Consider the following 20,980-nt stretch of genomic DNA (forward strand, 5'->3'; position numbering starts at 1 on the left):
GGCCCGCGGGCGCCCGGCCCGGGCGTGGTGCGGGCGGGGCCGGGGGGGGGGGGGGGGGGGGGGTGTGGGGGGGGGGGGGGGGGGGGGGGGGGGGGGGGGGGCGGGGCCGTCGTGGGCTCGACCGGGGACGTCACGGCCTCGCCCGGAACGGGCTCGGCGGCCGGCTCGGGGACCCGCCGGGCGACCGGCTTCGGACCCGCCTCCCGGGTCGGTTCCCGGTTCGGCCGCCGGCCAGGCTCCTGGCTCGGACCGGCCTCGGGTTCCGAGTTGAGGCGGAGGTCGCCGGAGCGGCCCGAGCCGACCGGAAGGACGACCCGCGGCACCGGCTGCTCGACCACCCGGTCGGCCAGCTCGTGCAGCAGGATCCCGTGGCGGTAGGCGAGTTCGCCGATCTCGGTGCGGTCGATCCCGGCCACCGCGAGACCGACGCTGCCGTCCCGGCGGACGTCCGCGCCCTGGCTGACCAGCAGATCGGCCAGTCGCGCCATCTGCGGCCCCCGGACGGCCACTTCGGGACTGAGCCTGGTCTGCCGGAACTCCGCGACGGGCTGGTCGGCCACCAGCCGGCCGCGGTCCAGGGTGACCACCCGGTCCGCGAGCTGCGAGGCCTCCTGCGGGCTGCGGGTGGTCACCAGGACCGTTCCGCCGGCGGCACCGAAGGAGCGCAGGAAGGAGTGGAACCACTCGACGTTGCGCGGTGACAGGCCGTCGGCGGGCCCGTCCAGCAGCAGCGCGCCGGGGTCGCCGAGCAGGGCGGCGGCCAACGCCAGGCGGCGGTGCATACCGGGCGAGAAGGTGCGCAAGCGCTGCCCGGCGACCGCGGCCAGCCTGGTCTGCTCCAGCAGTTCGTCGGCCCGGCGGGCCGGGACGCCGACGGCCGCGGCGAGCATCCGCAGGTGGCTGCGCGCCTTGCGGCCCAGGTGACCGGCCACTGCGGACTCCCCCGTGCCGGGCATCATCACCCCGACCACGCGCTCGGGGTGGCGCAGCCGGCGGTACGGGCGGTCGCCGAAGAACGTGACGCCCTGGCCCCGTTCGAGTTCGAGCATCAGCCGCAGCGCGGTGGACTTGCCCGCCCCCTCGGCGCCGAGCAGCGCGGTCACCGTGCCGGGCCGGGCGTCGAAGGTCAGATCGAGTACCGCGGGCGGAGCGCCCTTGCGATAGACCTTGGTCAGTCCGGTGATCTGGATCATCGCTGGCTGCTCCCATGCCCTCGGCCGACCTGCTCGACGCGGAGCGCCCCTGAGGGACGGGCATGCACCCGCGCGGCTCCGCGCCAGCACATTAGGGGGCGACGACGGCTAATCCGGGCATTGCGGGAACGGCACGGGCCCGCCGACTGCCCACCTCACCCGATCAGGGGAAAATCCGATCCTGCGATTCACGGGGGACCGGTCCGTTCCGGACCCGGGCCGCTCCGGACCCGGGCTGCTCCGGACCCGGGCTGCTCCGGCCGGCTCCGGGAGCGCTGGTGGCTCCGGGGCTTCGGGAGCTTCACCGGTATCGGTGGCCCCGGGAGCTCAGGCCGGGCGCAGCGCCGTGCCCGAGGACGGTGCGCAGCCGCTAGCGGGGAGGCCAGGGCGGGGGTGGGAGCTGCTCGCCGCCGCACACCGCGTGGAACTCGTCGACGGCGGCCTGGCCCTCCACCGTGATCTCGCCCAGTCGCTCCCGCTCGGCGGCCAGCCGTTCCTGCACGGCGGCGATCGCCTCGGGCGCCGCCCGCTCGGCCTGCAGTGCGGCCAGTTCCTTCTCCGTGGCGGTGGTGGTCTCGTCGAGGCTCCGGTAGTCCGCCGCCAGCCCCTCGATGAGGGTTCGCTGCTTGGCGCAGTCCTCGATGGCCATCGCGGGGCTCCCTGGGCCGGAAGGCCTCCGACCCGGCGGCCGGAGCGTCCACCGACACTCTGCGCCGCCTGCCCCGCGTTCGCAGCCAGGCCAGGCCATTCGGCTGCCTCGGGGCCGCGCACCGCGACGGGTCGGGCCGAGCGGGATCGGGACGGGGCGGGCACGGACGGGCCGGGTACGGGTCCGGCGGCGCTCAGGACTCCGGGCGGAGCATGGGCGGGTTGAGGACGGTCGCCCCGCCGGCGGTGAACAGCTGGGCCGGACGGCCGCCCTGACGCGTCGTCGTGCCGCCCGAGGGCAGCAGGAAACCGGGGGTGCCGGTGACCTTGCGGTGGAAGTTCCGCGGGTCCAGCACCACGCCCCAGACCGCCTCGTAGACCCGGCGCAGCTCGCCGACGGTGAACTCGGTCGGGCAGAAGGCGGTGGCGAGGGAGGAGTACTCGATCTTGGAGCGGGCGCGTTCCACACCGTCGGCGAGGATCAGGCCGTGGTCGAAGGCGAGCGGGACGCCGTCGGCCGGGTTCTCGCCGAGGAGTTCGCCGACCGGGGCCCAGCGGGCGCTGCTGGCGTCGCCGCCGGCCCGGGGCGTGGGCAGATCGGGGGCCAGCACCAGGTAGGCGACGCTGACCACGCGCATCCGGGGGTCGCGCTGCGGGTGGCCGTAGGTGGCGAGCTGCTCCAGGTGGGCACCGGCCGCGCCAGGGCCGACCGCGTCGTGGCCGGGGGCGGTGTGCGCGCGCAGGCCGGTCTCCTCGGCCAGCTCGCGGGAGGCGGCCTCGGCCAGGCCCTCGTCCGGGCGGACGAAGCCGCCGGGCAGCGCCCAGTACCCCTGGAACGGCGGCTCTCCTCGTCTGACCAGCAGGGCGCAGAGCGAGTGGTCGCGCACCGTCAGCACCACGAGGTCAACCGTGACAGCGAACGGGGGAAAGGCCGACGGATCGTAGCGCGACATGGCGACGATCATAGTCGTCTCTCTGACGATAAGCACAGGCCCGTGCGGGGACCGCGCAGGGCCGGGGCCCCGCACGGGCCCCGTGCGGTTCGCACCCGTCCAGCGCGGGACCGGGAACGCGCAGGCGCGGCGCCGGTGACCCGGTGTCACCGCCGCGGGGGCACGAGCCCCCGCGGCGGCTCAGCGGGCGACGAGTTGCAGGTCCGTGGACGCCTCCTCCACCATCGCCACGCCGATCCGGCTCACCCGGACGGAGAACGGCTCGCCCGCCACCCGCAGGCCGGTCAGCTCCAGCTCGCCGAGCGGTGCGGTGCTGGCCGGGCGGACCAGTACCCGGCCGCCCGGGACGTCGGGCCGGACCCCGGCGAGGGCGAACACCGCGTGCGCGGCGGCGGCCGCGGAGACCGCTGCCGGGCGACAGGCGGCCGGGTGCGGCACCGGCGGGCAGCCCGGGGTGCGCTGCTCCCCCGCGTACATCTCCGGCAGCCGCCCCTCGAAGTGGGTGCTCGCGGCGAGCAGGCCCTCCAGCAGGGTGCCGGCCTCGTTCTCGTGACCGGCCTCGGCCAGTCCGGCGATCGCCAGGGCCGTCTCGTGGACCCGCACCGCACCGCCGCGGTGGCCCAGCGGGTTGAACCGGGGGGACTTGGCGCTCAGCGTGCGCAGGCCCCAGCCGCTGTCCAGCTCCGGCGCGACCAGGCGCTGGGCGAGCAGCCTGGTCTGCTCGCGGTCCAGCAGGCTCTCGTACCGGCCGCCGTCGACGGCGAGCCCGGTGTCCAGCAAGTGCACCAGGGAGGAGGCGACGGCGGGCAGCGGCTGGCCGCCCGGGGCCAGCCCGGCCGCGGGACGGCCGCCGGACAGGTCGTCGATCCAGAACCGCTCGCGGAAGCGCCCGCGCAGCGCGGCGGCCCAGCCGCGCCAGTCCTCGGCGCCCGGCCTGCCGAAGGCCTCCAGCAGCTCGGCCCCGTGCAGGGCGGCGCGGTGGGCCTGCGCCTGGACCTCGGCGCGGGCGGCGACCGGGTGGGCTGAGCGCTCCTCCAGCGGGCGGCTCAGGTCGGTGACGAAGCCGTCGACCAGGCCCTCGCGCAGGGCGGCCAGGGCCCGCTCGGCGGCCGGGAGCAGCTCGGCGACCTCCGCCGGGGGCAGGCCCCAGCGCCAGGCCTCGGTCAGCACGGTGACGAACAGCAGGGTGGCCTCGGTGGCGGTGCAGGTGGGCGGCAGCTCGGGACCGCCGTGACGCAGGGCGCCGGGCAGCAGGCCCTCGGTGCGGCCCGGGGCGGGGGCGAGCTGCTGACGGCGGGCCAGCGCACGGAGGGTGCCGGCCGCCAGCCGGGTGCCGAGCGGCAGGGTCAGCCGGGCGGCCCAGAGCGCGTCGGCCGGGGCGAGGCCGAAGCGCCAGGGCGCGCCGGAGGCCGGGTAGAGGTCGGTCGGGCGGTCCGGGTCGGCGAACAGCAGCCCGCCGAGGGCGTCCAGCGAGCGGGAGACCAGCGGAGCCGCCCGGCCGTCGTCGCTGCGGACCTCCGGCTCGGCCCAGGGCAGCGGGGCTCCGGTGCCGCGGCCGCCCGGCGGGCGCGGGCCGCCGACGGCGCTCTCCAGCTCGGTGTGCAGCTCGACCGACCAGCGGGCGCCGGGCTGGACCTCCAGGTCCCAACGCAGCACGCCGGCGCCGGCCAGGACGGCGTGCGGGGAGGGCTGGGCGCTGACCACGGCGCTGTGCACCGGCCCCGTCCAGCGCAGCCCGGCGGACTGCACCTGGCCCGGCAGGTCGGGCTGGCGGTGCCCGGCGGCGATCTCGGCGACCGGGCCGAGGTCGGTGCCGAGGGCTATCTCCAGGGGCAGCCGGGCGGGCCGCGGACCGGTGTTGCGCACGACCACGGTCTCCACGCCGTCCGCGTGCCGCAGCCGCTCGACGGTGAGCGCCGGGTCCGGGTCGAGGTCGCCGGGGACGCGGACCGCGCCGAGGAAGCGGGCCTGGGCGGTGCTGGTCAGGGTGCCCTGGAGCGGCAGCGGCTCCATGCCGCCCAGCCGCAGCTCCATCCGGGCGAGCACCCGGACGCCGTTGCGGTAGAAACCGTGCAGGCCGTGGCCGCGCAGCTGGCCGTCGGGACCGGAGGCGGCCATCGCCGGGGCGTTGACGCAGATCACCGCGTGGTGGACGGCGGGCGGCTGCGGGCGCGGCGGGGCCGCGGGTCGGCCCGGGCCGACCGGTGCGCCCGCGGGCCCGGCCACCGGGGCCTGGTCGGGGCGGCCCATCGGCCTGGGCGGCGCGCCGACCACGCTCTCGGCCGGCATGGCCTGTGGTGGCCTCATGGCGGTCACCGGACTCTCCTCCCCTCGGCGGTCCGGTGGCCGGGTCAGGCCGGTGGGCCGCGAGCGTGCTCGATCGCGTGCTGGTGGTGCCGGGCCGGCGGGGCCGTCCCGTCGGCGGATGTGCCGTGTCTGGCCGTACCCGGCGGTGGGTCGTGCCATGCGGTGCTCGGTACCGGGTGGGTACCGGCGCGCCGCGCCTTCGTTCCGGGGCTCGCCGCCGTGCCCGGCACGCCGTCAGGTCCGGTGCCCCGGCCTGCCGGTGACGCCCTTCCCCCGCGGCCCGCGCCCTCCGGGCCGTGCGGTCCCGTGGCGGCGGCCGGTCGTGGCGCCGCACGCGGTCACCCAGCGCTGCCGGTGCCCGGGCGGCCGGGTCCGCACCGCCCGGCGATCGGCCCGATCGGCCCGCCCGAACCGGGTGCAGGCCCCCAGGGGTGAACGCCGCGCACCGCCGCCAGGTCACGCCCCGCCGCTGCACCGCTGGTCAGGGCGGCCCGGCTCGGCGGTCGTACCACTTCCGTCGGATCGTCACCGGGGCCTCGCTGCGGGCACGTCACCGTCCACTCTCCGGGGCCGGCGCCCACCGTCCGGGCCGCTGCCGGGGCCGGCTCGGGCCGTCCGCCGGTCGGGCTCGGCCGTCCGATCGGACGGGCGGGGCGGTCGAACCGGTGCTCGACCGCCGCCAGGATACGGTGCGGGGGTCGCGGCCCCCGCACCCGGTGACCCCGTGAACCGCGACGCCATCGCTGTGACCAGCAGAGACCGAGGAGTTGCATGTCCACCATCAGCCGGCTGCCCGGGATTGTCACGACCGACCACGTGTTCCAGCTGCCGCTCGACCACGCCGCCCCGCAGGGCGAGCAGATCGAGGTGTACGCCCGCGAGGTGGTGGCCACAGGCCGCGAGCGGGACGACCTGCCCTGGCTGCTCTTCCTCCAGGGCGGTCCCGGCGGCAAGGCCGCCCGCCCGCTCGGCCGGGACTCCTGGCTGGAGCGCGCCCTGGACGAATACCGGGTGCTGCTGCTCGACCAGCGCGGCACCGGGCGGTCCACCCCCGCGACCCGGCAGACCCTCGCCCGGCGCGGCGGCCCGCAGGAGCAGGCGGACTACCTGGCCCACTTCCGGGCGGACTCGATCGTCCGGGACGCCGAGCTGATCCGCGAGCGTCTGCTCGGCGCCGACCGGCGCTGGAGCGTGCTCGGCCAGAGCTTCGGCGGCTTCTGCACCCTCACCTACCTCTCCATCGCCCCCGAGGGCCTGACCGAGGCCTTCATCACCGGTGGCCTCGCCGGCCTCGGCAGCTCGGCCGACGACGTCTACCGCGCCGCCTACCCGCGGGTGGTCCGCAAGAACGAGGACCACTACGCCCGGTTCCCGCAGGACGTCCAGGCGGTGCGCCGGATCGCGGCCCACCTCGCCGACTCCCCCGCGACCCTGCCGGACGGCGGGCTGCTCACCGTCGAGGCGTTCCAGCTGCTCGGCCTGCTGCTCGGCGGTGGCAACGGCTCCGGCACGCTCCACTACCTGCTGGAGGAGGCCTGGGTGGAGGGCGCGGCCGGGCCCGAGCTCTCCGACACCTTCCTGGCCGGCGCCCAGGCCCAGCTCTCCTTCGCGGGCGGTCCGCTGTACGCGGTGCTGCACGAGTCGATCTACGGCCAGCGGTCGGTGGACCAGGGCGGCACCGCCTGGGCGGCCGAGCGGGTCCGCAAGGAGTTCCCGCAGTTCGACGCCCGGGCCGCGCTGGAGTCCGACGCGCCGGTGCTGTTCACCGGGGAGATGATCTACCCCTGGATGTTCGACACCGACCCGGCGCTGCGCCCGCTGAAGGAGACCGCGGACCTGCTCGCCGCCCGCACCGACTGGCCCGACCTGTACGACCGGGCGCGGCTGGCCGCCAACACCGTGCCGGTCGTGGCGGCGGTGTACCACGACGACATGTACGTGGACACCGCCGACTCGCTGGAGACCGCGCGCGCGGTGCGCGGCCTGCGGGCCTGGATCACCAACGAGTGGGAGCACGACGGCCTTCGGCTGAGCGGCGGCAAGGTGCTGGACCGCCTGATCAGGATGGCCCGCGGCGAGGCGTAGCCGCCCGCGGGCCGGCGCCGCCGTGCCGCGCGGCTCAGTGCGCACGATGGCTCCCCCTCCCCGCCCGCCGGACGCCCCGGCAGCGGTGGAGGCCGGTCCGGGCCGCGGCGGGCGCGCACGCCGCGGCCCGGCCGAGCCGCAGGCCCCGGGCGGACCGCTCGCCGGCCGCCCGGGTGTGCCCGGGCTGCTCGACCCGTCCGGGCGCCGGCAGCAGGGCGACCGCCCCGGCGGCGCCACCGCCCGGCTCCGTGCTGTCGGGGCCGTCGGGGCCGTCGGGCGCGCCCGGCCCCGGATCGGCCGGCGCCGGTGCCGGTGCCGTGGACGAGCCCTTCCGGCGACCGCCCCGCCGATGCCGTCGGCCACCGGCGGACCGCCCGGGCCGTTCACCGGGAGCCGCACCCGCCCCCGGGGCGGCGGGCCCGGGAGCCGCCGCGCCACCGGACGACACCTCCTGAGCGGGCGGTGACCCCTCGGCGCCCGGCGCTCCGCCGGCCGGGGGCCGCGGTTCGTCGACCGGGGCCGCCGCGGCCTCGGGCTCCTCGCGCCGCCGCCGCTGGGCCTCGACGGCGGCCAACAGGCCCTGGGGCGTCATGCCGTCGTTGAGCGACTCGTAGAGCAGTTCGGCCAGCAGGTAGCCCGGGGCGAGCCGCAGGACGTGGCCGAGCACGACCCGGGCCGTCGCCGTGTCCCCCGCGACCCAGGACGTCCAGGCCAGCAGGGTGAGCGGGGCCACCGCGCAGCCCTCGTAGGGCGGCACCGCCCGCCGGGCGAGGAAGCGCCAGAGCCGCTCGGCCGGGGCCAGCTCGTCGGGCCGGGCGTACTCGACGCCGCGGTCCCGTACCAGGCGGTCCCGCAGGGCGAGCAGCAGTTGGGCCGTCCGGTCCGGATCGAGCTCCCCGGCCCCGGCCCGGAACTCGGCGACGGCCTGGTCGAGCAGGGCGATGCGCTGCTCTCTGGCGAGGGCGTCCACGGCCTCCGCCCGGGCGAGCGCCTCGCGCTGGGCGACGGCCTCCGGCGGACCGACGGGCTCCAGCCCGCCGATGATCGCCTTCCGGCTGCCGCGCGGCACCAGGCCGGCGACCGTCGCGGCGGCGGCCGCCGGACCGGGGTCGGGGCTGCGCCGCACCGGATTGCCCGCCGCGTCGCAGCAGCCGTCGCCGCGGCAGAGGAAGGACCACCAGCGGCCGTCCGAGACGCACAGCGACTCCTTGACGGCCACGCCCCGGCGCCCGAAGGCCGCCCGGAGGGCCTGCGCCAGCGGCCGCAGCCCGTCCACCACCGGAGGGGCGTGGGCCGTGCCGGGATCCTGGCAGAGGTAGAGGAGCACCTGGAGCGGCCGGGCACCGTGCCGCTCGGAGAGGGCGACCAGCAGGGCGGCCGTCTCCTCCGCCGCGGCCGGCCACTGCGCGGGCGACCGCGGCAGGTCCGCCCGGATCACCCCGCCCTGGTGGAGACCGGGGCCGTGGAGCCCGACCGCGACGATGCTGTCGTCCGGGTAGAAGCCCAGGAAGTACGGAAGCAGCTCGGCCATGTCGGCCGGGCCGCGCATGACGACCGACCGGTGGTCGGAGGCCGGACCGAGGGACAGAATGACGTGTTCGTTGTTCATCGCGTTCATGGCCGCAAGAGTGGACGCAATCCGCGGACGACACCGGAACCGAGTTTTTTCCTGTGGATAACCCCGCCCCCGAATTTTCCTTCACTCATTCGAAGTAGGCAAGACTCACTCCTACGGGTGGATTTTGTCCGCCGTTCAGCGGATCAGCGGATGAAATGCACCTCACCTTCCCCCTCTTCCCCTCCCCCGCATTCGTCGCTTGTCAGCGGTACGGGGTTACATGGACGCCATGCAGCAGCCCGACACCCACACCACCGCCACCGCCGACCGCGCCGAGGTCCGGGCGCGGGCCGAGGCCGTCCTGCGCGAGCTCGCCGGCCCCGGAGCCACCCTGCGCGAGGACCAGTGGACGGCCATCGAGGCCCTCGTGGTCGACCGCCGCCGTGCCCTGGTCGTCCAGCGCACCGGCTGGGGGAAGTCCGCGGTCTACTTCATCGCCACCGCCCTGCTCCGGGCCCGCGGCTCCGGGCCGACGGTGATCGTCTCGCCGCTGCTCGCCCTGATGCGCAACCAGGTCGAGTCGGCCGGCCGGGCCGGCATCCACGCCCGCACCATCAACTCGGCCAACAGCGACGAGTGGGCCGCGATCCAGGAGGAGGTCGCCGCGGGGAAGGTCGACATCCTGCTGGTCAGCCCCGAGCGGCTGAACAACCCGGACTTCCGTGACCAGGTGCTGCCCGAGCTCGCGGCCTCCACCGGCCTGCTGGTGGTCGACGAGGCCCACTGCATCTCGGACTGGGGGCACGACTTCCGCCCCGACTACCGCCGGCTGCGCACCATGCTCGCGGACCTGCCGGCCGGCGTCCCGGTGCTGGCCACCACCGCCACCGCCAACGCCCGGGTCACCGCGGACGTCGCCGAACAGCTCGGCACCGGCGCCACCGACGAGCACGCCCTGGTGCTGCGCGGGCCGCTCGACCGGGAGAGCCTCACCCTGGGCGTGCTCTCCCTGCCCGACCCGGCCCACCGCCTCGCCTGGCTGGCCGACCACCTCGAACGGCTCCCCGGCTCGGGCATCGTCTACACCCTGACGGTGGCCGCCGCCGAGGAGGTGACGGCCTTCCTGCGCGAGCGCGGCTTCCCGGTGGCCTCCTACTCCGGCCGCACCGAGGACGCCGAGCGCCGCACCGCCGAGGCCGACCTACTGGCCAACCGGGTCAAGGCGCTGGTCGCCACCTCCGCACTCGGCATGGGCTTCGACAAGCCCGACCTCGGCTTCGTGGTGCACCTCGGCTCGCCCAGCTCGCCGATCGCCTACTACCAGCAGGTCGGCCGCGCCGGGCGCGGGGTGGACCGGGCCGAGGTGCTGCTGCTGCCCGGGCGCGAGGACGAGGCGATCTGGCGCTACTTCGCCTCGCTGGCCTTCCCGCCGGAGGAGCAGGTGCGCCGCACCATCGACGCCCTCGCCGAGGCCGGCCGGCCGCTCTCCACCGCCGCCCTGGAGCCCCGGGTGGATCTGCGCCGGGCCCGGCTGGAGACCATGCTCAAGGTGCTCGACGTGGACGGCGCCGTCCGCCGGGTCAAGGGCGGCTGGACGGCCACCGGGCAGAGCTGGGCGTACGACGGCGCCCGCTACGCCAAGGTCGCCGCCTCCCGGGAGGCGGAGCAGCGGGCGATGCGCGACTATGCGGCGGGCACCGGCTGCCGGATGGAGTTCCTGCGCCGCCAGCTGGACGACGAGCAGGCCGTGCCGTGCGGGCGGTGCGACAACTGCGCGGGGCCGCTGCACACCCCGGACGTCTCCGCGGAGACGCTGGCGGCCGCCCGGGCCGCGCTCGGCCGCCCCGGCGTGAGCTTCGAGCCGCGCCGGCTGTGGCCGACCGGGATGGACTCGCTGGGGGTGCCGCTCAAGGGTCGGATCCCCGCGGGCGAGCAGGCGGAGACCGGCCGGGCGCTGGGCCGGCTGTCCGACATCGGCTGGGGCACCCGGCTGCGCACCCTGCTCGCCGAGCAGGCGCCGGACGTGCCGGTGCCCGGCGAGGCGGTGGACGCGCTGGTGGCGGTGCTCGCCGACTGGGCCCGGGGCCCGGGCGGCTGGGCCGGGCCCGCGACGACGGAGGGCGCCCGGCTGGAGCGGCCCGTCGGCGTGGTGACGATGGCCTCCTCGACCAGGCCGCGGCTGGTCGGCAGCCTGGGCGCCCGGATCGCCGAGGTCGGGCGGCTGCCGCTGCTCGGCGGGATCGACTACGCCGGCGGGCTGCCCCCGCACGGTGCCCGCAGCAACAGCGCCCAGCGGCTGCACTCGCTGGCCGGCGCGCTGGTCCTGCCCCCGGAGGTGGAGCAGGCGGTGGCGGCCGCCGGTGGACCGGTGCTCCTGGTGGACGACCTCGTCGACTCGGGCTGGACGGTCACCGTGGCCGCCCGGCTGCTGCGCCGGGCGGGGGCGAGCGCGGTGCTGCCGCTGGTACTGGCCGTGCAGGGGTGACGGGACGGCGGAAGTCCGTCGACGAAGCCCACCCACTCACCCGAATGGCCTAACAGAAAGGATCAGGCGAAGCGATTTCGATCACACCGGCCGAACGATCCGGGAAAGGAGTGCTCACCATGCCGACGACGGTTCGCCCTGCCCTCAGGGCGCTGTGGATCAAGGCCTGGAGGCGCCTGCCCGGTACTCGGCCCGCTGTGGAACATATCCGGCAGACCATGGGCTATCGGGTGGCGTTCATCTTTTCATCATTGCCGCTCTGCCCCCGATGCCCTGAGAATTGGGAGGTACCCGAAACCCGGTCCGCTGGCCCCGCCCTTCGGCGTACCCAGGCACCCGCCTGCCCACGGGCCAGGAAGGAGGATCGTGATCAACGGTATCGACCGAGGTCAGAATCCCTTCTCCGGGAGTCCGGAACCCAGACGGGTGCTGGACCTGGAGACCTGGACCGCCTCGGGGATCCCGTTGCTGCGCGACCCCCGCGAGTTCGTCCTGGAACTGCACCAGCATCACCTGCCGCAGCCGGGCACCGTCGTGGTCGCCGTCCTGGACGCGCTCCACCGCCTCGTCGCCTCGGCCTCGTTCACCCCCTGGCCGCACGACACCGACGGCTGGCAGCACCGCAACGCGCTGCTGACCCACCTGCGCCGGATCATTCCGCACGACCTGCGACGGTCCGAGCCGGCCCGGACGGCCGTACTGCTGCGCTGCCGCGACGGCGCACCCGGCTGGACGGAGCAGGACGGCGCCTGGATGTGGGCACTGAGAGACGCGTCCGCGCTCCACGGACTGCGCTGCGGCGCGTACGTCGGGCTCACCCTGGCGGGTTGGCAGGTCCTCGGGGACGGACGGGGCGGACGCAACCCGCACGCGGGCTCGTGGGCCGACGGGCCGGTGCACACCGTGACGGAACTGCCGCCGCGCTCGGCGCTGGACGCCCCGCGCAACCACCGCACCCGCCAACAGACCGCCGACCAGGCCGAGCGCGGCGAGGACGCGGCACGCTCCCCGAAGTCCGAGCCCCCGTGGGCAGCGGCGCGGGTCGCAGCGGCCGAACCGACGCGCCGCACCGGCACGGGCTGAGTCCGCACGGGCCACCGGCCGCACCGGGCCGTCAACCGCCAGCCGTCGACACCGGCCCCGAGCGCCGTGGGACGGACCGCGGGCCCGGCACCGTACGACGGCACCGGGCCCGGGGTGGACGACTGTGGTCAGGCCTTGACCGGACGGCTCGGCGCGGCTCCGGCCGCGCCCACGGCAGCCGGACCGGCGTCGCCGCAGACCACCAGCAGCGCGGCCGCGCGGCCGAGCGCCTTGGTGTACGCCTCGGCGGCCCGGGCGGACGGTCCGCCGTTGACCACCAGGACGACCACCTCGCGGGTGACCGGACGGGTCAGCGCGGCGTCCGCGTAGAACACGTCCCCGCCATCGGCGAGCTGCGCCCAGTAGCGCTCCTCACCGAAGGAGAGCTCGTGCTGCTGCCACGGGTGGGCCTCGCCGACCGTCAGCACCAGGATGTCGCCCGGATCGCGGCCGGACTCCAACAGCAGGTCGACCGCCTCGTCGGCGTGCTCCACGGCCCGCGCCGGGGTGGCGGCGATCCGTTGGACCTCCACCTGCGGTGCGGCGGGAGCCGGGCGGCGCGGTGCCGGCCCGGGCTTGGGGATCAGTCGCGGCGGGCCCGGACGGGCGGCGCGCGGCGGGGCCGGGCGCGGAGGCGCCGGACGGGGGCCGGGCACCGGGGCCGGGGCGGCGACGGTGGTGGGTGCGGTGGCGGGGGCTTGTGCGTCCGACTCGCGGGGGAAGGGAACGCCGGGGCCCGGGATGCTCTCGTGAATCTCCGGCTCCTCGGGGAAGACAGGCATACCCGGATATCTATCAAATGCCGGTCGGACGCGCACGGGCGCCCCACCCATTGGGCACCGGTCTCCTGCCGCCCCCTCCCGGGGCAATTCCAGACGGATCGTCAGAAACCGAGCGTCAACTGTTCGTCGGCGGACCCACGGCCGTCGCCCGCACCCTCCCGGACGCGCTTGAGATGGCGCCACTTCGGCAGTGCGTCCATGTACGCCCAGGAGAGCCGGTGGTGCCCGGTGGGGCCGAACTCCTCCAGTGCGGCGCGGTGCACCGGGGACGGGTAGCCGGCGTTGTCGGCGAAGCCGTACTCCGGGCACCCCTCGCCCAGTTCGGCCATCAGGCCGTCGCGGTGGACCTTGGCGAGCACCGAGGCGGCGGACACGCAGATGCAGGACTGGTCGCCCTTGATCACCGTGCGCACCCGCCAGGGGCCGCCGAGGTAGTCGTGCTTGCCGTCCAGGATCACCGCGTCGGGTTCGACCGGCAGCGCCTCCAGCGCGCGGACGGCGGCCAGCCGCAGCGCCGCCGTCATGCCGAGTTCGTCGCACTCCTGCGGGGAGGCCTGCCCGAGTGCGTACGCGGTGACCCAGTCGGCGAGCACGGGGGCGAGCGCACGGCGGCGCAGCTCGGTGAGCAGCTTGGAGTCGGTCAGCCCCTCCGGCGCCTTGCGCAGGCCGGTGACGGCCGCGCCCACGGTGACCGGCCCGGCCCAGGCGCCGCGCCCGACCTCGTCGAGACCGACGACGATCTTGGCGCCGGCCCGGCGGAGCGAGCGTTCGACGGAGTGCGTCGGGGGGACGATGGGCATGGCGTCTTCCGTTCAGCGGGGGCAGCCTCCAGCCTAAGCCCGGCCCGCGACCGCCGAGTCCACCCTCCCGGGCGGGCGGAGCCGTCGACGGGCGGGCAGGCGGGCCCGCCGCCCGGCCACCCGGCACCGGCCGCCTCAGGCCCGGATCATCGGCTCCAGCACCTCGTCCACCAGCCGGCCGGCGAAGCCCGGCCCCATGTTCTCCAGGCCGCGGATCTTGACCTGGTAGAGCAGTACCGCCGGGATGACGTCCGCCACCAGGGGGGTGGCCGCGCCGGGCCGGACGTCGCCGCGCTCGGCGCCGCGGCGCAGGATCTCCAGGATGGTCCGCGCGGTCGGCTCGATGACCCGGTCGGTGACGAAGGCCTTGAAGACCTCGGCCCGCTCGTGGTCGATCTCGCCCATCAGCGCATTGAGCGCGGAGCCCACCCGGGAGGTCATCGCTTTCGTGAACCCCTCGACGAGCCGGTGGAGTTCGTCCCGTGCGGACCCGAGGTCGGGGGTGTCGTAAGGGCGTGGGAGAGTGGCGTCCAGGGCGTCGAGAACGAGTTCGTCCTTGGACGCCCAGCGCCGGTAGAGCGCGGCCTTCCCGGTCCGCGCCGCACTGGCGACCCCTTCCATGGTCAGCCGCGCGTATCCGCCGGAGGTGAGCTGGTCGAGCGCGGCCTCGAAGATCGCTGCCTCCAGTTCCTTCCCCCGGCGCCGCGCCGGCCGCCTCAGTGCCTGGTGGGCGGCCCGCACCGGGCAGAAGGCCGGGTCCGCGCCCGGCCTTCCGTCCGGCTCCGCGCCGGCTCCGACGCCCTGCCCCGCGACCGCCGCCCCGGCGTCCGCCTCCGCAGGCCGAAGAGGCGCCTCCCCCGACGCCGGGTCCGCCCGGCCGGCCGAGCCCGCCGGCCCTCCCGGAGAACCCCCCGGGGTACCTCCCCGCGACCGACCGGACCGGTCCGCCACCAGGCGCCGCACCAACCGCTCCATCGCCACCATCCTTAAGGAACGCTTGCGTTCACAATCACGGCCAGGATATCGTCCCGATTAGTGAACGATCCCGTTCCTTCTCGGCCTGCGCAAGGGCGCGCGGCCGCACCCCGGACCGGCGACTCCGCCGAACCGCACCACCGAGCACACAGCCAGCAGGGGGCACATTCGTGGCCATCTCCGACACGCTCAGCAAGAACTCGCCACCGCGGACGAGCCAGGGGCGGGGCAAGGGCATCACCCTGACCGTCATCGCGGCCACCCAGCTCATGGTGGTCCTCGACGCGACCATCGTGAACATCGCGCTTCCGCACATCAAGGACGCCCTGGGCTTCTCCACCACCGACCTGTCGTGGGTCATCAACGCCTACACCCTGACCTTCGGCGGGCTGCTGCTGCTCGGCGGTCGCGCGGGCGACATCCTCGGCCGCCGCCGGGTGTTCATCTTCGGCACCCTGCTGTTCGGCCTGGCCTCGCTGCTCGGTGGTTTCGCGCAGGACAGCACGCTGCTGCTGGCCGCCCGCGCGCTCCAGGGCATCGGTGGCGCGATCTGTTCCCCGACCGCCTTCGCCCTGATCGCGACCAACTTCGACGAGGGGCCCGAACGCAACCGCGCGTTCGGCGTGTTCTCGGCGGTCGCCGGTTCGGGCGCCGCGATCGGCCTGCTGGCCGGCGGTCTGCTCACCGAGTACCTGAACTGGCGCTGGGTGTTCTTCGTCAACGTGCCGATCGCGATCCTGATCGCGATAGCCGCGCCGCGCTACATCGCCGAGTCCGAGCGCCACCCGGGCCGCTTCGACCTGCCCGGCGCGCTCACCTCGACACTCGGCCTGGTCGGCCTGGTCTACGGATTCATCCGGGCCGCCTCGGACGGCTGGTCGGACGGCATCACGCTCGGCTCCTTCGCGGCCGGCTCGATCCTGCTCGCGGCCTTCCTCGTGGTGGAGAGCCGCACCGACCAGCCGATCACCCCGATGCACCTGTTCGCCGACCGGAACCGCACCGGCGGCCTGGTGATGATGCTCTGCCTGGCCGCGGCCATGTTCGGCATCTTCTTCTACGTCGTGCTGTTCGTGCAGGGTCCGCTCGGCTACAGCCCGCTGAAGGCCGGCGTCTCCTTCCTCCCGATCAGCGTCGCGATCATCATCGCCGCGCAGATCGCCTCCAACCTCCAGGCCAAGTACGGCCCGAAGCCCTTCATGGCGGGCGGCGCGCTGCTGGTCACCGTCGGGCTCAGCTGGCTGACCCAGATGAGCAAGGACAGCGGCTACCTGGACGGGGTGCTCGGCCCCACGGTGGTGTTCGGCTTCGGCATGGGTCTGATCTTCGTCCCGGTGATGCTGCTCTCCGTCGCCGGTGTCCCGGGCGAGGAGACCGGCGCCGCCTCCGGCCTCCTCAACTCGATGCAGCAGATCGGCGGTTCGCTCGGCCTGTCGATCCTGACCACGGTCTTCGCGCACTACGCCACGGCGGAGGCCACCGCGCAGCTGCCGAAGTTCATGGAGAGCGCGACGCCGGAGCAGCTGGCCTACCTCCAGCAGCACCACGAGTTCCCGCCGGGCACGGACGCCGCCAACACCGTGCTCACCCAGGGCATTTCGCACGGCTTCATCGTGGGCGCCGCGCTCGCGGCGGTCGCCCTGCTCGTCGCGGTCTTCGCGATCAAGGCCAAGGCCAGCGACCTGCCGAGCGGCTCCTCCGCCGTCGCGATGCACTGACACCGTCACGGCGCTCCGACACCGTCACGGCAGTCCGACGCCGTCACGATGCGGCGACACCGCGGCCCGCGGCCGCGACACCATGACACCGCGACACCGCGACACCGTGCGCGACAAGCCACAACCAGGCGCAACAAGCCGCCGCAGGACACAGGGCCGGCCGGGAGCAGCACGCTCCCGACCGGCCCTGCCGCCGTCCGCGGGCCCCCGCCCCGGTCGTCCTACCTGTCCTCGTACGCCAGCCTCGCCCAGTCGCAGGCCGTGCGGCCGTGCGCCGTCGAGTCCATCAGCGGCCGCTCCGCCAGGATCTCCCGGGCCCGGGCGGCCGCCAGGTTGGTCGCATACCAGGGCTTCGACGCTCCGCCCACGCCCTGACCGATCAGCTGCAGCGCACAGCTCCGCTGCGGCTCGGGGAGCCGGTCCAGGGCGGGCACCGCGTCCGCCGCGAGCCGGCGGACGTTGCGCAGGTCGATCGCCGCGGTGTGCGGGTCGGTCCGCAGCGCCCGCTCGTACCGAGTGACGTTCTGCTCGGCGACGATCGCGTCCGGGCCCATCAGGCCGTAGACCGCGGCGGTGAGCATCCCGCTGAGGACGACGACGCGCGGCAGCCAGCCGGTGCGGCGGGTCAGCCCTGCCGCGATCAGCAGCAGGAAGACGGCGCCCAGCCAGACCTCGACCACCAGCACCCAGAGCCGCAGCCGGGTGAGCCCGGAGGCGTCCACGTAGAACCACATCCGGCCGAGCGCCGAGGCGACCACGGCCAGCGCCAGCAGGCAGAGCAGCCCGAGCAGGATCCGCGCCATCCGGCGGTCGGCCGCGGTGCTGCGCGGCGCCCACCGCTTGGCGACCGCCACCACGACCAGCGTGAGCACGGTGATCACGCTCAGCTGCCAGAAGCCCTGCCGGGCGTACGCCGAGCGGCTCATCCCGGTGTTGCTCAGCACGGCGTCCGCCCCGCCGAGCACCACCACGGCCTGGATCACGGCGAAGACGCCGAACATCAGGTTGAGCGCGACCAGCGGCAGCGCCCACTCCAGCCGGCGCCGCTCCCGTCCCGGCCGGATCACCGTGCGGTCCCAGCGGCGCGGGCCGGCGGCCATGTGCGCGAAGCCCAGCGCGGTCGCCGACCCGAGCACGAACAACACGCCGCGCCCCGGGAGTTGGTCGAGGTCGAGGTCCGGGCTGAGGCTGCCCAGCAGGTCCGCCATGGCGGCGTCGGCGCTGGCGAACAGCAGGCCGAAGAGGGTCAGCAGGCCGGCGGCGACCGCGAGCGCCTTGAGCACCGGGACGATCCGGCCGCGGCCGGGCAGGTTCCGCCGGTCCACGCTCTCCCAGACCCAGACCACCGAGGGCACCAGCTGCCACAGGATGCCGGGCAGCGGGAACAGCACACCCGCCCAGCGGCGGCCGCCGTGCAGGGCCAGCGAGGCCAGCGCGAGCGCGCCGAAGGCGGCCAGCGCCCCGGGCCAGGAGGCGTCCCAGCAGGCCGGAACGGCGAGCAGGGCGAGGGCGAGCAGGCTCCACGCCGCCGTCCAGGGCCGGATCCGGCGACCGGCCGCCCGCGCGGCGACCCCTGCCCCGACGGCGACGGCGGCGCCGAGCATCAGCAGGTTGGGCCCCAGGCCGTCGAAGAGCAGCCAAGCCGTCAGCAGGCCGGTGAGCAGGGCCGCCAGGGCGACCCCGGGCGTGGCCGCCGCCCGTCGTTCGGGGTCGCTGCGGCGCAGCCACGCACCGGTCGAGGGCACGGGCGCGCCGGGAACCCGGCCCGGGCCCGGCCGCCCTTGCCGGCCCTGCGGCCCCTGCGGCCCCTGCGGGCCGGGGCCCGTCGCACGGTACGGGCCGTACGGGTCGTACGCGTCATAGGGGTTGTGCGGCTCGGTCGGGCCGGCCGCCCCGGCCTCCTCGGTCGCCCCGGACAGGCCCGGAACCCCGGTCGCCCCCGACACCCCGGTCGCCCCCGACACCCCGGTCGCCTCCTGCACCTCGGACGTCCCCTGCGGCTCGGTCGAACCGGTGGAGCCGGGCAAGCCAGGTGAACCGAGCGAATCGGGCGAATCGGACGCGGCAGGAACGGACGGACCTGACATGAGTCCCCCTCAGTGGTCGGCGGGCATGCGGAGGCCGCCCGTCGGGCGGTCCACCGGCGGGCGCTCTCGGCGCCCCGGCCGCTGCCGACTGTAGACCATTCTGAACAGGTTCAAAAGTCAGCTCTGAACGTGTTCAGAACGCCCTCACCACCAAGGACTCCCTCGCTACCCCTTCACCGACCCGGCCAGCAGCCCGCGAACGAAGTACCGCTGGAGACTGAAGAAGACGATCAGCGGCACGACGATCGACAGGAACGCCCCGGCCGTCAGCAGCTCCCAGCGCCCGCCGAGCGAGCCGGACAGCTGCGCCAGCCGCACCGTCATCGGCGCCACCTCCGGCGTGCCGCCCGCGAAGGTCAGCGCCACCAGCAGGTCGTTCCAGACCCACAGGAACTGGAAGATCGCGAACGAGGCCAGCGCCGGGGTGCACAGCGGCAGCACGATGGAGCGGAAGATCTTGAAGTGCGAGGCGCCGTCCACCACCGCGGCCTCCATCAGGTCGCGCGGCAGCTGGGCGATGAAGTTGTGCAGCAGGAACACCGCCAGCGGCAGCGCGAACATGGTGTGCGCCAGCCAGACCGGCGCGTAGCTGCCCTTCAGGTCCACCGCCGGAATCAGCGTCAGCGCGCCCAGGTGCGCGCCGCCGGCGAACAGCCGCAGCAGCGGGATCAGCGCCATCTGGAGCGGCACCACCTGGAGCGCGAACACCGTGAAGAAGACCGCGTCGCTCCCCCGGAACCGCACCCAGGCCAGCGCGTACGCCGCCATCGCCGCCAGTGCCAGCGGGAAGACCGTCGCCGGGATGCTGATCGCCAGCGAGTTGACCAGGAAGGGCATCAGGCCGGTGGAGCCCCCGGATCCGCCCTCGAACAGCACCGAGTGGTAGTTGCCGAGGCCGAGGTCGGGGTGGAGGAAGGCGTTCCACCAGCCGCTGGCGGTCACGTCCTGCTTGGGCCGCAGCGAGGTCACCAGCAGACCCAGCGTCGGGATCGTCCAGAGCACCGTCATCGCGATCACGAACACCGAGGCCAGCGGACTGCTGAAGGCCTTCCGCACCGGCCGCACCGCACCGGCCGGTCGCACCGCCCCCTTCGCCCAGCGCGCCGCCTTCACCTGCCGGGCCGATTCCGCCGGCCGCACCGCCTTCGCCGCCCCCTCCCGGCCGTCCGTCCCGGTCACCGGACCTCACGCTCCTTCCGCAGCTGCAGGATGTTGTAGGCCACCAGCGGCAGCACCGCGAGGAAGAGGAGCACCGCGAGGGCGCTGCCCCGCCCGGAGTTGAACTGCACGAAGGACTGCGAGTACATCTCGTTGGCCAGCACCTGGGTGCCGAAGTTGCCGCCGGTCATGGTGCGGACGATGTCGAAGGCCTTCAGGGTGATGATCATGACGGTGGTCAGGACGACCATCACCGTGGTGCGGATCATCGGCACGGTGACGTACCAGAACAGCCGCACCCCGCTCGCGCCGTCCAACCGGGCCGCCTCCACGACCTCGTCCGGGATCGCCTTGATCGCCGCCGACAGCACCACCATCGCGAAGCCGGTCTGCACCCAGACCATCACCGCCATCAGCAGGAAGGTGTTCAGCGGCTGCGAGAGCAGCCAGTTCGGCGGATCGTCCCAGCCCACCGCGACGGCGAGCTGGCTGAGCAGGCCGATCTGCGGCTGGCCCGGACCGCGCGACTCGTAGACGAACTTGAAGATGATCGACGCGCCGACCAGCGAGATCGCCATCGGCATGAAGATCAGCGACTTGTACACCGACTGGCCGCGCATCCGGTCCACCAGCAGCGCCAGCACCAGCCCCAGCCCGGTCGCCGCCAACGGCGCGACCACCAGCCAGAGCAGCGTGTTGACCAGCACCTTCTGCACCGAGTCGGAGGTGAAGGCCCAGCCGAAGTTCTCACCGCCGACGAACCGGGTGCCGTCGTCGTTCTGGAGGCTGAGGTAGACCGTGCGGACCAGCGGCACGACCAGGCCGACGGCCAGCAGCAGCACCGCCGGGCCGAGGAACACCGCGACCGCCAGCGGACGCGCCAGGCGGCCCCGGGCCCGGCCGGCGACCAGGAAGACCACCAGCAGGATGCCGAGGAAGCCGGCGACGGCGCCGAAGGTGTTGCCGAACTTGACCGCCGCGTCGTTCCAGGTGCCGGCCGCCAGTCTCTCGGCGACCAGCCCGCCGGCGGCCAACCGGTCCGCGGCCAACTCGGCGACGGGTGACGGGAATCCGGGTACGGACATGGCTGTACGTCCCTTCGGGCGTGGTGGGAAGGGGGCGGGCGGTGCGGGTGGGTGGCCCCGCAC

General features: G+C 75.2%; 15 protein-coding genes. 4 read left to right on the forward strand and 11 right to left on the reverse strand.

Annotated features, from left to right (window positions below):
• The 4 genes from ACFWJ4_RS07005 to ACFWJ4_RS07020 form a co-directional block, all read right to left on the reverse strand.
• Nucleotides 1-1,193 (reverse strand): ATP-binding cassette domain-containing protein (locus tag ACFWJ4_RS07005; RefSeq protein ID WP_380540098.1); only part of this gene is annotated, 1,193 nt, incomplete at its 3' end.
• Nucleotides 1,194-1,563: 370 nt separating this feature from the next.
• Nucleotides 1,564-1,842: a hypothetical protein gene (locus ACFWJ4_RS07010; RefSeq protein ID WP_380540101.1), complete on the reverse strand. Its 279-nt coding sequence runs from the start codon at nucleotides 1,840-1,842 to the stop codon at nucleotides 1,564-1,566.
• Nucleotides 1,843-2,035: 193 nt separating this feature from the next.
• Nucleotides 2,036-2,794: an NUDIX domain-containing protein gene (locus ACFWJ4_RS07015; protein WP_359912725.1), complete on the reverse strand. Its 759-nt coding sequence runs from the start codon at nucleotides 2,792-2,794 to the stop codon at nucleotides 2,036-2,038.
• A 180-nt stretch (nucleotides 2,795-2,974) separates the two neighbouring features.
• Nucleotides 2,975-5,101 carry a glycogen debranching N-terminal domain-containing protein gene (locus tag ACFWJ4_RS07020; RefSeq protein ID WP_380540241.1) on the reverse strand — a complete coding sequence of 709 codons (2,127 nt, stop codon included), beginning with the start codon at nucleotides 5,099-5,101 and terminating at the stop codon, nucleotides 2,975-2,977.
• Nucleotides 5,102-5,872: 771 nt separating this feature from the next.
• On the opposite strand from ACFWJ4_RS07020, the gene ACFWJ4_RS07025 reads away from it, so the two are divergent.
• Nucleotides 5,873-7,186, forward strand: coding sequence for an alpha/beta fold hydrolase (locus tag ACFWJ4_RS07025; protein WP_380540104.1), 1,314 nt, complete (start codon nucleotides 5,873-5,875; stop codon nucleotides 7,184-7,186).
• A gap of 34 nt (nucleotides 7,187-7,220) precedes the next feature.
• On the opposite strand, the gene ACFWJ4_RS07030 is transcribed toward ACFWJ4_RS07025, so the two are convergent.
• Nucleotides 7,221-8,804: a DUF4192 domain-containing protein gene (locus ACFWJ4_RS07030; RefSeq protein ID WP_380540107.1), complete on the reverse strand. Its 1,584-nt coding sequence runs from the start codon at nucleotides 8,802-8,804 to the stop codon at nucleotides 7,221-7,223.
• A gap of 229 nt (nucleotides 8,805-9,033) precedes the next feature.
• On the opposite strand from ACFWJ4_RS07030, the gene ACFWJ4_RS07035 reads away from it, so the two are divergent.
• Nucleotides 9,034-11,229 (forward strand): RecQ family ATP-dependent DNA helicase, encoded by a 2,196-nt coding sequence (locus tag ACFWJ4_RS07035; RefSeq protein WP_380540110.1) that lies wholly within the window; start codon nucleotides 9,034-9,036, stop codon nucleotides 11,227-11,229.
• A 426-nt stretch (nucleotides 11,230-11,655) separates the two neighbouring features.
• Nucleotides 11,656-12,312, forward strand: a complete 657-nt coding sequence (locus ACFWJ4_RS07040; RefSeq protein ID WP_380540113.1) for a hypothetical protein — start codon at nucleotides 11,656-11,658, stop codon at nucleotides 12,310-12,312.
• 128 nt (nucleotides 12,313-12,440) lie between these two features.
• Here ACFWJ4_RS07040 and ACFWJ4_RS07045 read toward each other — a convergent pair whose 3' ends face one another.
• The 3 genes from ACFWJ4_RS07045 to ACFWJ4_RS07055 form a co-directional block, all read right to left on the reverse strand.
• Nucleotides 12,441-13,094, reverse strand: coding sequence for a hypothetical protein (locus ACFWJ4_RS07045; RefSeq protein WP_380540115.1), 654 nt, complete (start codon nucleotides 13,092-13,094; stop codon nucleotides 12,441-12,443).
• A gap of 101 nt (nucleotides 13,095-13,195) precedes the next feature.
• Complete coding sequence (locus ACFWJ4_RS07050) at nucleotides 13,196-13,894, reverse strand: ribonuclease HII (protein WP_380540118.1); 699 nt, start codon at nucleotides 13,892-13,894, stop codon at nucleotides 13,196-13,198.
• Between the two features lie 135 nt (nucleotides 13,895-14,029).
• Nucleotides 14,030-14,635, reverse strand: a complete 606-nt coding sequence (locus ACFWJ4_RS07055; RefSeq protein WP_359912705.1) for a TetR/AcrR family transcriptional regulator — start codon at nucleotides 14,633-14,635, stop codon at nucleotides 14,030-14,032.
• Nucleotides 14,636-15,039: 404 nt separating this feature from the next.
• On the opposite strand from ACFWJ4_RS07055, the gene ACFWJ4_RS07060 reads away from it, so the two are divergent.
• Nucleotides 15,040-16,587: an MFS transporter gene (locus ACFWJ4_RS07060; RefSeq protein WP_380540121.1), complete on the forward strand. Its 1,548-nt coding sequence runs from the start codon at nucleotides 15,040-15,042 to the stop codon at nucleotides 16,585-16,587.
• A 221-nt stretch (nucleotides 16,588-16,808) separates the two neighbouring features.
• Here the strand turns inward: ACFWJ4_RS07060 and ACFWJ4_RS07065 are convergent, their stop codons facing one another.
• The 3 genes from ACFWJ4_RS07065 to ACFWJ4_RS07075 all read right to left on the reverse strand — a co-directional run bounded on the left by ACFWJ4_RS07065 (nucleotide 16,809) and on the right by ACFWJ4_RS07075 (nucleotide 20,917).
• A complete protein-coding gene (locus ACFWJ4_RS07065; RefSeq protein WP_380540123.1) occupies nucleotides 16,809-18,614 on the reverse strand; it encodes a DUF4153 domain-containing protein in 1,806 nt (601 codons plus the stop codon).
• A gap of 225 nt (nucleotides 18,615-18,839) precedes the next feature.
• Nucleotides 18,840-19,853 carry a carbohydrate ABC transporter permease gene (locus ACFWJ4_RS07070; protein WP_380540126.1) on the reverse strand — a complete coding sequence of 338 codons (1,014 nt, stop codon included), beginning with the start codon at nucleotides 19,851-19,853 and terminating at the stop codon, nucleotides 18,840-18,842.
• A complete protein-coding gene (locus ACFWJ4_RS07075; protein WP_380540129.1) occupies nucleotides 19,850-20,917 on the reverse strand; it encodes a carbohydrate ABC transporter permease in 1,068 nt (355 codons plus the stop codon). The genes ACFWJ4_RS07070 and ACFWJ4_RS07075 overlap by 4 nt, the downstream gene beginning before the upstream one ends.
• Between the last annotated feature and the right edge of the window lie 63 nt (nucleotides 20,918-20,980).

The organism is Kitasatospora sp. NPDC127067 (genome assembly GCF_042724755.1).
In the GTDB taxonomy this organism is placed as follows: domain Bacteria; phylum Actinomycetota; class Actinomycetes; order Streptomycetales; family Streptomycetaceae; genus Kitasatospora; species Kitasatospora lactacystinica.